The organism is Planotetraspora silvatica, from assembly GCF_016863315.1.
GTDB lineage: Bacteria > Actinomycetota > Actinomycetes > Streptosporangiales > Streptosporangiaceae > Planotetraspora > Planotetraspora silvatica.
This window is the reverse complement of the sequence record NZ_BOOQ01000068.1, coordinates 15,615-28,167: the sequence shown is the minus strand read 5'-3', so window position 1 is coordinate 28,167 and position 12,553 is coordinate 15,615. Positions and strand designations below refer to the sequence as shown.

Genomic DNA, 12,553 nt, shown 5'->3' with positions numbered 1-12,553 from the left:
CTAGCGTGCTTCCCATATCGGATGATCTGCCCGATCTGCGGGCATCGCACGGGGATCGGGACCGTGTCGTGGACGCGTTGCGAATCGCCGCCGGTGACGGTCGACTCGATGCCGAGGAACTCGACACCCGGCTGGAGCGTGCGCTGGCGGCCCGGACGCTCGGCGATCTGGCCGGACTCACCGCTGACCTCGCGCCTGCAGCCGACGACGTACTCGTGATCGACCAAGGGGGCGGCAAGTACGTGAAGGAGGGGCGGTGGCGGGTGCCCGCGCGCATCAAGCTTCGCGCGCGACACGGCCGAGTCACCCTCGACTTCACCCGCGCGGTGATCACTGCGAGCGTCCTGCGCGTCGACGCGGAAATGGTGCACAGCAAGCTGTTCATCGTCAGCTCGCCGGGCACCGTGATCAACGCCGACGGGCTCATTCGAACGTACTCCAAGGTCAAGCTTCACTCCAGGGACGCCGCTGCCGATCTCCTTCTTCACATCGAGCTCGTCGGCACGCTCGTACATGCAAAGGTCATCGAGCAGCGCCCTCGACGTTAGCCCGCGGTGCCTCGGCCGCCGCTGACTCGTAGCCCAGAAACGCAGCGGGCCTCGGGATCGGAGAGCTTCAGCGTGGAATGCGACGAGGTCATGGCCCGTCTCGTTCTGCCAGTGTTCGGCGACGATCACCGTCGGTACGGTCCGTTTACGACTCAGTCGCTGTGCACGTCTCCGGTCGACCATGCGGGTTGCGTCCACGGGAGTGGTGTAAGAGTTTCCGCTGGTAGAGGCGTGGCGTCGTGAAATGAGTACGGCCATCGCGTGATCCTTCGTGATTGCGACATCAAGATCGAAGGAGAAGAAAGCGATGGCCGTGAACGACAGTGTGGACCCTGGTGGGGGGCTATTAGGGGTGTGCATGGGAGTGCTTGGACGGGTGCGTTAGGGCACTGCGGGTGTCACTCAGTTGGACACCCAGACGGGGACCTGCGACGCTCCTTCCGCGCGCAGGGGTTAGAACAATTGTTCGAGCGGGTAGGTGCGGGGGCGTGACGCATGACCTCCCTCCGCAGGTCAGTGCCGCGTCCAGCAACCTTTGCCCCGTAATCGTCTGGGGTGGCAGCTCGTGCTAAGTGGTGCATGCTCCTCGGCATCGAGCTGGTGGTCCGCCCCGACGTAAGACAACGACGGGGTCGCGACACGCACACCAATAACAACGGAGAGTCGACCGGCGGCGGCAGCCGAGGTCGAGGAATCCCATCCCATCCCATCCCTGAGCCCGTGCTCGCGCTCGGTCGAACATCCGGAGTTATGTCATGAGCATGCAGAATCAGAAGGTTGCCGTCATCACCGGGGCCTCGCAGGGCATCGGCGCCGGCCTGGTCGAGGCCTACCGCAAGCTCGGCCACGCGGTCGTCGCCACCTCGCGCACCATCCCCCCCGCCGAGGACGCGGGCGTCCTCGCGGTCCAGGGCGACATCGCTGACCCGGCCACCGCCGAACGGGTGATCTCCGCGGCCGTCGAGCGGTTCGGCCGCGTCGACACCCTGGTCAACAACGCGGGCGTCTACGTCGCCAAGCCGTTCACCGACTACACCGCCGAGGATTACGCCACCATAACCAGGATCAACCTGGCGGGGTTCTTCCACCTCACCCAGCTCGCCGTCGGCCAGATGCTCGCCCAGGGCGGCGGGCACATCGTCAACATCACCGCCAGCATCGTCGACAACCCCGACTCCCGAGTCCCGTCCGTCCTCGCCGCGCTGACCAAGGGCGGCCTGCAGTCCGCCACCAAGTCCCTCGCCATCGAGTACGCCACTCGCGGCATCCGGGCCAACGCCGTCTCTCCAGGCACCACCCACACCCCGATGCACGACCCGCAGACCCACCAGTTCCTCGCCGACCTGCAGCCCGTCGGCCGCATGGGCGAGATCCACGACATCGTCGAGGCGGTCGTCTACCTGGAGAACGCGCCCTTCGTCACCGGCGAGATCCTCCACGTGGACGGCGGCATGAGCGCCGGCCACTGACCACGCCCGCACCCCTCGTCCATCACGCCGTGTCTATCGACACAACCGCAAGCGGCAGTAGGCCGGCGACGCTGTCAGCTTGGGAATCGGCTAGTGATCTACCCTCTCTGAGCTGGGAAACAGGGGGTGCAGCTCAGCGCTGGTCGAGCCCCCGTGACTTCCCGTGAGTCCCCGCTGATCGCCGTTCAATCTGGCACGCATCTGGCACGCGACTCAGCCTGAGTAGCTGTAGTTCGTGAACTGCCACGGTGGTGTGGTTGACCAGCATTGGAGCGCCAATGGTGCCTCTTACCTGCGGCTTTGATATCTCGGCGCTTCTCGTCATTTCGCGGCTGATCACGCTGTCATGTGCCCTAGATGTGCCCTCGCCGGCGTCCACGACATCGACGAGACCCCGTCATTAGGCGAACCAGTTCTCTGCCCGCGCGGGCGCGTGGGGATACCGCCTCCGGGACCCATCCGGAGCTTATCCGGTGACCTGGGCCGCCCTGATCCGCCACGGCGACTACCTCATCGAGGTGCGCCTCGTCGCGCGCCCCTTCACGGCAGACAATCCCGACGCCTGGGCCAGCGAAAAGGCCATGCTTACCGACTTGGCCAGTCAGGCATACGCAAGGGCCGCTTCGATCCTGGGGTGACAAAGGCTAGCCGCCGTACCCAGACCGCGTGGGGACGCTTGAACACGTGCTGTCAGCTTGGGAAGTCTTTCATCACCATGCGGTCTGAGCTGCGAGAACGCTGACCTGGGCATATGTGGGTCGAGTGCCCGTGAGTCCCCGTGATTCCCTGCGGGTTGCCGACCGTACGGGCACGCAACGAGCACGTCAGGCCCGCTGCCGCTACGAGATGGGCCAACAGCAGACGAGAGGAACGGGCCCGAGCGTGCTCCCATAAAGGCGATCTGCGCCTAATTTGGTGCAGAAAAGCGCCATGGTGATAACGGAGGACAAAAAGGGCCATGTCGGCGGCCACTATTAAGAAAAGGTCAAATGGAAAGATAGGAGTCGCTAGCGGGCGTTTACTGCTCGACTGTGTGGCAATCTAGGCGGTGTAAGAATGACTCGGACTGGACGGTCAATGTTGGCAGCTGTCGGCCACTTGGAATATGCCAGAAAGTCCAAAATGGAAATACCTTTCAGGGGGAAATAAAGTTGCCCAAGTCCAGCAGTCTTCTCGGTGCCATGGCGATCGGCACCCTGTTGAGCACAGGTGTATCCCTGGGAGGCGTCGTCACCGCCCGCGCCGCAACTGAAGGTGTCTCTCCCGCGAACAAGGCAGGCCTTGGCACTGCCGTTCGCTTCCTCCCTCACTCTGACCCTAGGAACAAGAACAACAACAGGCATAATCAGCATCAACACGGACGCCAACACGAGCACCAGCGCCAGCATCTGATGCGCGACTTCGCCACGGCTGTGACGCCGCTCCAGAAGAGCGATACGGAAGCAGAGGCATTCCAGACCTCCAGAGGGCCCAAGGGCGATCAGGGTCCGCAAGGGCCACAGGGTCCGCAAGGTCCCAAGGGAGATATGGGCAATCGAGGTCCAGCGGGTGTCTTGGGCCTTGAGTTCGTGCCTGGACCAATCGTCACGGTACCGCGCACCTCCCTCACCCCTGAACAATCAGTCCCGTGCCCTAGCGGGAAGGTGCCGATTTCCGGTGGAGCTAGGCTACTGAGCGCTGCAATTAGTAATATTAATCAGTTCATTACTATCCCTACATCCGCAGCGGATGACGCAAGTAATTCCTGGGTCCTTCGGTTCCAGAATTCCACCAATGAAGACGCTAAGTGGAGCACTTTTGTGATCTGCGCCACCCCGTCCTGACGCACCGAATGAACGGAATCGCCGTTTCGTCGCAAGACTAGGCCTCGCCACCCCGTTTGTCGTCGACCCCACCGCGGAGCGGCAGCGGGCCGGCGACGGAGGTGCAACCCCGGCCGGACTCCCCCCGCCCCCGATAGCTGCCAGACATTCGCGACTGCCGTCCGGGAGGCGTCGGTGTCCGAGATGAAGACGGGTGAGCTGATCACGGGGCGTCCCAAGTCGGATGCCGGCGCTCGGGTGGTCGCGCTTCCGGAGGTGATCATCGGCGATCTCGCCTGGCACCTTCAACGGTTCAGCAAGCAGGCACCTGATGGTCTGGTGTTCGTGGGGGAGAAGGGTGCCCAACTTCGGCGCAGCAACTTCACGAAAGTCTGGGCGAAGGCACTGGCCAAGACAGGACTCCCGAAGATCCACATCCATGACCTTCGGCACACAGGGAACACGCTCGCGGCGGCAACTGGCGCGACCCTTAAGGAGCTGATGACCCGCATGGGTCACTCCAGCACGAAAGCGGCCACGGTCTATCTGCACGCCGCCGAGGACAGAGATCGTGCCATCGCTGACGCCATGGGTGAGATCGTCAAGCAAGGACTCGGCGCGGAGGACGACGACGATGATCCGCCACTCATTGGAACCAAGATCAACTGATCTGCCAAATCTGGCACGGGAGTGAGAAACAAGCCCAACAAAGATCAAGGCCCGGGTCGGGAATCATCCTCTGACCTGGGCCTTCGTGTGTGGAGCGGGTGACGGGAATCGAACCCGCGCTGTCATCTTGGGAAGTCTTTCAAGATCATGCTATCCGAGCTGGGGAAACGCTCACCTGGACGTATGGCGGTCGAGTCACCATGAGTCCCCGCTGCTTACCGCTGATCGCCAACCGAACGGGCACGCAACGGGCACGCGAGCGCCTGATCTCCTGACTCGCCGGAGCGGGTCAGGTGCCGAAGCCAACTGCGAACGCCCGCTGGAGGTAGTCCCAGACCTGCGCGGTCAGTACACCGCGGGTGGCGACCTCGGGCCCTTTTCGCTCGATGCGGGCATAGATCGACGACATCATGGCCGGTTCCCCGGCCGCCATGTCCCGAATCACCGCGGTCCATCGCCGTGTCAACTCCTGTACAGCGGGATCGGCCGGGTCCGTTCCGCCGTCGATATGGGCCTGGAGCTCGGCGACGATCTCTGTCCCCTGCCGCCGCCATCCGGCGAACCTGTCAGGGAATCCGGGCTCCAGGTGTCGCCGTTTCGCCTGCGCCAATTGCTTGGGCGTGAAGTCGTTCGCCTGCACCAGTGCCTCCATGGCTTGGATGAGTTGGTCGATGGACGGCTCGGTGGCCCGCAGGGTGGCTTGGAGCAAGGCCGTGAGCCGGGTGCGCAGGTGCCGATGCGTCTCGATGGTTCGCTCGACGTGGGAGAGCTGGGCGCGTACGGCCGAGCCGAAGTCCTGAAGGTCGCCGTCGAGCGAATCGGCGATATGGGCCAGCGGCATCCCCAGCTGGCGTAACGCGAGGATCCGGTACAGCCGGCGGACGTCGCTGTCCGTGTACAGCCGGTGCCCGGCGGGCGTGCGCAGCATGGGCACCAGCAGCCCGATCCGATCGAAATGATGCAGAGCTCGGACGGTGAGGCCCGTCGCCGCGGCCAGGTCACCGATCTTCCAAGATTGCTCGTCCATGTGATCACCCGAATAGACGCTATTGCCTGACGCGACGTCAGGCACAAGACCCGACATCGGCCATTTCTCCTGCTTGCACCTGACGCGACGTCAGGCGGCACCATCCCTCGCGGGTCCGCTGCGCGGGCCGGCGGACAGCCGCTTCAGCACTGGACGACAATGATCGTGGTCTTCGATCAGGAGCGGCAATCCTGGCGACCTGTGACCGAAGTCGATTGGGAACACGAACAGGTCGCCATTTACGTGTGGCGTTCCGTCCGGCAGTCGGGCGACACCAAGACCAGCAAGTCCCGGCGTTCGCTGCGCATCCCTATGCGGTGCGTGCTGACCCTGAAGTCGCTCATGGAGGAACAGGCACGCCTGCACGGCCCTGAGAAGCTGAGCGAGCGTCGCGTGTTCGGCACTCGGAACGGGACCGCCATGACGGCGGAGAATGTCCGGCGTGACTTCCGTCTTGCCATCAAGAACGCGGAAGGGATCGACCGGGGGCAATGGACGCCGAGAGAACTGCGGCACAGCTTCGTGTCGTTGCTATCCGCACACGATGTCCCGATTGAGCACATCTCGCGTCTGGTCGGTCACACGAATACGGTGGTGACAGAGACGGTGTACCGCAAGCAGATCCGCCCCGTCATGCAGGAGGGGGCGACGGTAATGGACAAGATTTTCCCGCTGGGCCCGGAACCTTAGTCACTCAGATAAACACTCACGCCCCGTCCATAAGATCATGGGCGGGGCGTTCTGGCTGTTCAGGTGCTGTGGTCAGGGGCAGGGTCGAACTGCCGACCTTCCGCTTTTCAGGCGGACGCTCGTACCAACTGAGCTACCTGACCTCGGCGGCTACCGCCGTACGCGGTCCTGACGGGACTTGAACCCGCGACCTCCACCTTGACAGGGTGGCGAGCACTCCAACTGCTCTACAGGACCTCTATGTCCGGAAGATCTCTTCCGTCTTGTTCAGCTCGCCTAGCCTACCAGCTTCGGGAAGGTCATCGACTTTCCGTTCCGCTGTCACGCTTGGCGATCGCGCGTGCCCCCAACGGGATTCGAACCCGTGCCGCCGCCTTGAAAGGGCGGTGTCCTAGGCCGCTAGACGATGGGGGCTCAGGGCACTGCCCTGTTTCCGCGACGCCTTCCGTCGGAGACCTCTGAAGCATAGGGGACGTATGCCCCCGATGCCAAAGCGATTGGCGACGGGGAGCCGGTGATCGTCCCCGTTGGCTGCGGGGGCGTCGTCGACTCCGGAAGAATTCTACGGCCAGGGTCCTGCTCGATACGACGCGCAACCTCGACTCGCTGCTCTCCGAGGCCGCCGACGGTGATGTCGTCCCAGGCCTGGAGCCGGTGCGTGCTCTTGTTGAAATAAAGCACCGAGGCCATCAAAGGGGTCGGCTCATCCCCTTCCAGGCCGCGCAGACCCGCGCCGCCGGTCGATCCCTGGATCATCAGCCGCGTACCCGTCGGCAACATCTCGGTGGACCGCTGGTGCACGTGGCCGGCCAGCACCAGCGCCACCTGACCGGACAGTCCCCGGCCCACCGTCGGGTCGTGGACCGCCACGATGTCGGTGGGGATCCTGCCCGGGCTCGAGGTCGACGCCGACCTCGGCGCCTCAGGAGGTGCGATCCTCTCGGCCTGCGCACGGCCGAGATCGGTGAGCTCCTGGCTGGAGTCGTCGGACAGCTGCACCGACTTGTCCGGCGTGAAGCGGGGATCGCCGATGCCGTAGATCCGCAGCCCGTCGACGGTCGCGGCGTTGCCGTCCAGGACGATCGCGTTCTTCTGCTTGGCGACCGCCCGCTGCGTGCCCATCGAGTCGTGGTTGCCGCGCACATAGACGTACGGCACGCCCAGGCGGCCGATCTCCTCGACGAACTCGTTCTCCGCGCTCGTCCCGTGGTCGCTGATGTCCCCGGTGTCGATGATCAAATTGATCTTGAACTGGTCCTTCAGCGACTTGATGACGTTCCAGGCGATCGGGTTGATGTGCAGGTCCGAAACGTGCAGGACCCGGATCGTGCTGGGATCCGGGTCGTAGATCGGCAAAGTGGAGCCGGCCTCGTAGAGCCGGGAGACATTGGTCACCAGCTTCGCGAGCTGGCCGCGGTACTCCGAGAACCGGGTCGCGATCGACTGGGCGCTGCCGACCAGGGACGGTACGCCCGTCAGGAGGCCCGTGTACCGGGGCTCGGAGATCGACCGGGGGTTGAACGTCAGGGCGGTGAGCCCGCCCACGACGACGACCATGACGAGCGATCCCGCCCCGGTCCACGCGGCCCGGGACAGGCGCCGGAAGACCACCAGGCCGGTCATGAATCCGGCGGCGACGGCGAAGATCAGTCCCCGGATGATCAGGTGGCGAAGCCCGTCGGTCACGTCCTGCCCGATGATCGTCGGAAGCCGGTCGGCCCATCGCGGGTTGTTCAGGATCTCCTCGGCCGCATCCGGGTGGACCGCATTGATCGTCAGGCTCAGCTGTACCGGGCTGTTGTGGGTGTCGAAGCTCAGTGTGCCGAGCGGACGGACGTCGACGACGGTCTCGCCGCTCCACGAGGGACGCAGGGACATCCCGATGTCGGCGGGACCCACCGGCGTGTCCACGGACGCGCCGACGGCCAGGCCCAGCCATCCCCCGGCCACCGCGGCCAGGATGATCGCCAGGATCCGCGCCGTACGGCCCTTACCCAGCCGCCGGGCGGTCTCCTTCCACTTCGAGATCTCCATGTCCTTCCTGCCTACCCGAACTCGCCGCCAGACGCGCCCGCATGCCCTCGAGGATCAGGGTCACGCCGTGCTCGAATGCGCCCTGGCTCTGGGGACCGCCGATCCGGATCATCGCTTCACGAAGGTGGGGATACGGGGTAAGGATCTCTACGGCCTCCTGGAACTGTGACCAGTCACCGGTTCCCCGTTCCCTGTCGGCCTGCTCCTCAAGCACGAAGCCGCTGAGGAAGCTCAACAGGGCCGTCACACCCCACATCGCGTCCACGACGGTGAAACCCACCCGGGTGAGCGAGCCCAGGATCATCTCGACGGTAGCCAACATCCCCTCACCTGGGTGTGTTCCCGCCGTCAGCCGCGCGGAGTCGCGGTGGGAGTTGAGCACCCGGCGTTGCTCCTTCACCCACTCCGCCAGCCAGGCCTCCCACGACTCCCCCTCGCCCAGCGGTCCGAGCCGCGGCCCCTCCTGGATGGTGATGACCTCCGTCATCTCGTCCAGCAGTTCCTGCTTGTTCTTGAAGTGCCAGTAGAGCGCGGGAGCCTGCACGCCCAAGTCGGCCGCCAGCCTCCGCAGCGTCAGCTTCTCCAGCCCGACTTCGTCGAGCAGCCGGAGCGCCGTCGCGACGATCTTGTCCCGTTCAAGTGCCACGGTTGACAGCTTAACAACGTTCAATGCACGCTTAACGGCGTTATATTTAACAACGTTAAGGAGGCTCCGTGATCTATGCGGAAGGACTGCGCAAGCGGTACGGCGCGGTAGACGCCCTGAAAGGGGTCGATCTCGAGGTGCCTCAGGGGACCGTCTGCGGCCTCCTCGGCCCGAACGGCGCGGGCAAGACGACCGTGGTCCGCATCCTGACCACGCTGCTCCGGCCCGACGGCGGCACGGCCCGCGTGGCCGGCTGCGACGTGGTCGCCGACGCCGACCGCCTCCGGTATCGCATCGGTCTCGCCGGTCAGCACGCCGCCGTCGACGAGTTGCTCACCGGTCAGCGCAACCTCGTCATGTTCGGCCGCCTCTACCACCTGCCCCGCCGTACGGCACGGCGCCGGGCAGGCGAGCTGCTCGAACGATTCGGCCTGGCGGAGGCGGCCGACCGGCCCGTGAAGACCTACTCCGGCGGCATGCGCCGCAGGCTCGACCTGGCCGCGAGCCTGATCGTCGCCCCTCCGGTGCTCTTCCTCGACGAACCGACGACAGGACTCGACCCGCGGAGCCGGCTCGCCCTGTGGGACCTGCTCCGCGAGCTCGTCTCCGAGGGCACTACCGTGCTCCTCACGACCCAGTACCTCGACGAGGCCGACCATCTGGCCGACCAGATCGTCGTGGTCGACAGCGGCCGAGTGGTCGCGTCCGGCTCTCCGTCCGCTCTCAAGGGCAAGGTCGGCGGCGGGCGGGTGAGCATCGCCTTCCGCGATGCCGGCGACCTCTCCGCCGGCATCGAGGTGGTCCGCGGCGTCCTTCCCGGCGAGCCGGAGATCGACCGGGGCGAACGCCGGCTCGCCGTTCCCGTCGAGGACGGCGCGGCCTCGCTCATCAAAGTGGCCACGGCCCTCGATGCGGCGGGCATCCCCGTCGACGACCTCGGCCTGCGCCGGCCGACGCTCGACGAAGTGTTCCTGCGGCTGACCGAGGTGACCGCGGCATGACCGTGCTCGAACCCCCCGCCACGAGATCCGCCCGGTTCGGCTGGGCCCTGATCGACAGCCTCACCATCGCGGGCCGGACCTACTCCCGCCTGCGCGCCCAGCCGGGCGAGCTGGCGGGCTTCCTGGTCTTCCCGATCATCATGACCGTGCTGTTCGGATACGTCTTCGGCAGTGCGATCACCTTGCCCGGCGGCGGGGACTACCGCAGTTATCTGATGCCGGGCATCTTCATGCAGGTCGCGGCATTGACGGCGGTGGCGGCCGCGACCGCGGTCAGCGAGGACATGGCCCTCGGGCTCATCGACCGCTTCCGGGCGCAGCCGATCGCGCGCGGCGCCGTACTGGTCGGGCGGAGTGTGGCCGACCTGTCGATACACCTGCTCTCCGTCGCCATGATGGCGCTGTGCGGCGTGGTGATCGCCGGATGGCGCCCGCACGGGTCGCCGCTGGAGACCCTCGCGGGGTTCGGGCTGCTCGCCCTCTTCGCGTACGCGATGATCTGGATCGGCACCTACATCGGGCTCTTCGTGAAAAGCGGCGCGCAAGCCGACGCGGCGACATTCGGCTGGCTCTTCCCGCTGACGTTCCTGGCCAACGCCTTCGTTCCGCTGGAGGGGCTGCCGTCCTGGCTGCGTCCGATCGCGGACTGGAACCCGATGAGCGCGGTCGTCTCGGCCGCTCGCCTGCTCTTCGGCAATCCCGGCTCCGCCGCGGCGTCCTGGCCGCTGCGGCATCCGGTGACGTCGACGATCTGCTGGTCGGTGCTGATCCTGGCGGTCTTCGTGCCACTCGCCGTGCGGCGATACCGGACGGCGACGTCCTGATGACACGATGAGGAGGTGATCGACGTCCCGCTCAACAGGTTCGAGGAGCTCGTGGCCGAGGCGCTGGACACGGTCCCGCCCGATCTGGCCAAGGTCATGGACAACGTCGTGGTCGTCGTCGTGGACGACCCGCCCGAGCCCGGGCTCCTCGGGCTCTACACCGGCATCCCCCTGACGGAACGCGGCGAGTGGTATTCCGGCGTCCTCCCGGACCGGATCGAGATCTACCGCAACCCGACGCTCGAGATCTGCGAGACGGAAGAGGACGTGGTCGAAGAGGTACAGATAACCGTGGTCCACGAGATCGCCCACCATTTCGGCATCAACGATGAGAGGCTTCACGAACTCGGTTGGTAATCACGCAGTCGCAAAGGGTCGAAACACCCGGGCACCGTAGGTAACATGTTGACCACGATCTGTCAGGTGCGGCCCCACTCGGGTGGTGTCCGCACCGTACAGAACGGCAAAAGCCCAGCACAGCACGGCACAGGTGCCGTACGGCGGGGCACGGTACGGCACGTGCGGCATCCCCGGAGCTCAGCGGAGTGACATTGGCGGCCACCAAGCCCGGCAGACTTTCCGGAAGGCACCGCCGTCCAGCCGAGACCCGCATCACCTACGGCGAGGTCGTCGCGATCAGGGAGTTCCGTGCCCTGTGGTTCGGCCAGGGGTTGTCGCTCCTCGGAGATCAGCTCGCCCAGGTCGCTCTGGCCGTCCTCGTGTACAGCCGCACCCAGTCGGCGCTCGCCACGGCCGCCGTCTACGCCCTGACCTACCTGCCGCCCATCATCGGCGGGCCGCTGCTGGCCGGGCTCGCCGACCGTTATCCGCGCAGGCGCGTCATGCTCCTGTGCGATCTGCTCCGCGCGGGCATGCTCGCGACCATGGCCGTGCCGGGCATGCCGTTCGCCGTGCTGTGCGTGCTCGTCTTCTGCGTCGTGCTGCTCAGCGCGCCCTTCTCCGCCGCCAGGGCGGCGCTGCTGCCCGAGGTCCTCGAGGGTGACCGCTACGTCGTGGGATCGGCCATCCAGAACGTGACCAACCAGGCGGTTCAGATGCTCGGCTTCGCGGCCGGCGGGGCGCTCATCGCCGTGCTCGGGCCGTACCGCGCGCTCGCGCTGGACTCGGCGACCTTCCTCGGCTCCGCACTGGTGATCGTCGCGGGTGTACGGCGGCGCCCCTCGTCACGGCGCGAGGAGGGCGGGAGGTTGTCGATGTGGACCATGACGATGTCGGGTGCCCGACTGGTCTTCGGCGACCGCAGACTGCGGACCCTGGTCCTGTTCGCCTGGCTGTGCGGGTTCTACGTGCTGCCCGAGGGGATCGCCGTGCCGTATGCCGCGACCCTGAATGACGGCACGCTCCCGGTTCCGGTGATCACGGGGCTGCTGATGGCGGCGATGCCGACGGGGACCGTGGTCGGGGCGTTCCTCTTCGGGCGGTTCGTCACCCCGACGGGCCGTCTGCGGGCGATGGGATGGATGGCCATGCTGACCTGTGCGCCCCTCGTCGCGTGCCTGATGCGGCCGCCGCTGGAGTGGGTGCTGGCGTTGTGGGCGCTGTCCGGGATCGGAGGGGCCTACCAGCTCGCCGCCAACGCGGCGTTCGTTCAATGCATCCCGGCCGCGGAGCGCGGGCAGGCTTTCGGGCTCGTGCAGTCCGGGCTGCTGGCCGCCCAGGGGGTCGGCATCCTCATCGGAGGAGTGCTCACGCAGCAGTTCGGTCCAGAGCCTGTGGTCGCCCTGGCAGGCGTGGGCGGCTTCGCCGTCGCGGCCGTGCTGAGCATGCTCTGGACCGAAACTCGTACGGAGATCATCGCCAAGGTTCGCGCCGCCACCTGAGA

Annotated in this window: 12 protein-coding genes and 3 tRNA genes; 9 read left to right on the top strand and 6 right to left on the bottom strand. The window is 66.0% G+C overall.

Going from position 1 to position 12,553, the window contains the following annotated elements; translation table 11 throughout:
- The 4 genes from Psi02_RS38580 to Psi02_RS38565 all read left to right on the top strand — a co-directional run.
- Window positions 1-548 (top strand): DUF1707 SHOCT-like domain-containing protein (locus Psi02_RS38580; RefSeq protein ID WP_373317757.1); only part of this gene is annotated, 548 nt, incomplete at its 5' end.
- A 755-nt stretch (window positions 549-1,303) separates the two neighbouring features.
- Window positions 1,304-2,017 (top strand): SDR family NAD(P)-dependent oxidoreductase, encoded by a 714-nt coding sequence (locus Psi02_RS38575; RefSeq protein ID WP_203980873.1) that lies wholly within the window; start codon window positions 1,304-1,306, stop codon window positions 2,015-2,017.
- 473 nt (window positions 2,018-2,490) lie between these two features.
- Window positions 2,491-2,655, top strand: coding sequence for a hypothetical protein (locus Psi02_RS38570; RefSeq protein ID WP_203980872.1), 165 nt, complete (start codon window positions 2,491-2,493; stop codon window positions 2,653-2,655).
- A 1,368-nt stretch (window positions 2,656-4,023) separates the two neighbouring features.
- The gene (locus Psi02_RS38565) at window positions 4,024-4,488 is read left to right on the top strand and encodes a tyrosine-type recombinase/integrase (protein WP_203980877.1); all 465 of its coding nucleotides are present in this window, start codon (window positions 4,024-4,026) and stop codon (window positions 4,486-4,488) included.
- A gap of 289 nt (window positions 4,489-4,777) precedes the next feature.
- Here the strand turns inward: Psi02_RS38565 and Psi02_RS38560 are convergent, their stop codons facing one another.
- Window positions 4,778-5,515, bottom strand: coding sequence for a MerR family transcriptional regulator (locus Psi02_RS38560; RefSeq protein ID WP_203980871.1), 738 nt, complete (start codon window positions 5,513-5,515; stop codon window positions 4,778-4,780).
- A gap of 159 nt (window positions 5,516-5,674) precedes the next feature.
- Here Psi02_RS38560 and Psi02_RS38555 point away from each other — a divergent pair, with 159 nt between their 5' ends.
- On the top strand, window positions 5,675-6,205 hold the full coding sequence (locus tag Psi02_RS38555) for a tyrosine-type recombinase/integrase (RefSeq protein ID WP_203980870.1): 531 nt from the start codon (window positions 5,675-5,677) through the stop codon (window positions 6,203-6,205).
- Window positions 6,206-6,274: 69 nt separating this feature from the next.
- On the opposite strand, the gene Psi02_RS38550 is transcribed toward Psi02_RS38555, so the two are convergent.
- From Psi02_RS38550 to Psi02_RS38530, 5 genes are all read right to left on the bottom strand, one after another.
- Window positions 6,275-6,348: transfer RNA gene (locus Psi02_RS38550), tRNA-Phe, on the bottom strand.
- 20 nt (window positions 6,349-6,368) lie between these two features.
- Window positions 6,369-6,442, bottom strand: a tRNA-Asp gene (locus Psi02_RS38545).
- Window positions 6,443-6,546: 104 nt separating this feature from the next.
- Window positions 6,547-6,619: transfer RNA gene (locus tag Psi02_RS38540), tRNA-Glu, on the bottom strand.
- A complete protein-coding gene (locus Psi02_RS38535; RefSeq protein WP_203980869.1) occupies window positions 6,620-8,239 on the bottom strand; it encodes a metallophosphoesterase family protein in 1,620 nt (539 codons plus the stop codon). It lies immediately after the preceding tRNA gene.
- Entirely contained in the window at window positions 8,196-8,885 is a 690-nt protein-coding gene (locus Psi02_RS38530; RefSeq protein WP_203980868.1) for a TetR/AcrR family transcriptional regulator C-terminal domain-containing protein, read from the bottom strand. Before Psi02_RS38530 ends, Psi02_RS38535 begins: the two co-directional genes overlap by 44 nt.
- A gap of 68 nt (window positions 8,886-8,953) precedes the next feature.
- Here Psi02_RS38530 and Psi02_RS38525 point away from each other — a divergent pair, with 68 nt between their 5' ends.
- The 4 genes from Psi02_RS38525 to Psi02_RS38510 all read left to right on the top strand — a co-directional run bounded on the left by Psi02_RS38525 (window position 8,954) and on the right by Psi02_RS38510 (window position 12,551).
- Entirely contained in the window at window positions 8,954-9,886 is a 933-nt protein-coding gene (locus tag Psi02_RS38525) for an ATP-binding cassette domain-containing protein (protein ID WP_203980867.1), read from the top strand.
- Window positions 9,883-10,710, top strand: coding sequence for an ABC transporter permease (locus tag Psi02_RS38520; protein WP_203980866.1), 828 nt, complete (start codon window positions 9,883-9,885; stop codon window positions 10,708-10,710). The genes Psi02_RS38525 and Psi02_RS38520 overlap by 4 nt, the downstream gene beginning before the upstream one ends.
- A gap of 15 nt (window positions 10,711-10,725) precedes the next feature.
- Window positions 10,726-11,067, top strand: a complete 342-nt coding sequence (locus Psi02_RS38515) for a metallopeptidase family protein (protein WP_203980865.1) — start codon at window positions 10,726-10,728, stop codon at window positions 11,065-11,067.
- 194 nt (window positions 11,068-11,261) lie between these two features.
- Window positions 11,262-12,551 (top strand): MFS transporter, encoded by a 1,290-nt coding sequence (locus Psi02_RS38510; protein WP_203980864.1) that lies wholly within the window; start codon window positions 11,262-11,264, stop codon window positions 12,549-12,551.
- The last annotated feature ends 2 nt before the right edge of the window (window positions 12,552-12,553 follow it).

What these genes read in the sequence shown, in the direction of transcription:
- Psi02_RS38575 (WP_203980873.1), top strand. Translation starts at nt 1,304, where the DNA reads ATGAGCATGCAGAATCAGAAGGTTGCCGTCATCACCGGGGCCTCGCAG.
- Psi02_RS38565 (WP_203980877.1), top strand. Translation starts at nt 4,024, where the DNA reads ATGAAGACGGGTGAGCTGATCACGGGGCGTCCCAAGTCGGATGCCGGC.
- Psi02_RS38560 (WP_203980871.1), bottom strand. Translation starts at nt 5,515, where the DNA reads ATGGACGAGCAATCTTGGAAGATCGGTGACCTGGCCGCGGCGACGGGC.
- Psi02_RS38555 (WP_203980870.1), top strand. Translation starts at nt 5,675, where the DNA reads ATGATCGTGGTCTTCGATCAGGAGCGGCAATCCTGGCGACCTGTGACC.
- Psi02_RS38535 (WP_203980869.1), bottom strand. Translation starts at nt 8,239, where the DNA reads ATGGAGATCTCGAAGTGGAAGGAGACCGCCCGGCGGCTGGGTAAGGGC.
- Psi02_RS38520 (WP_203980866.1), top strand. Translation starts at nt 9,883, where the DNA reads ATGACCGTGCTCGAACCCCCCGCCACGAGATCCGCCCGGTTCGGCTGG.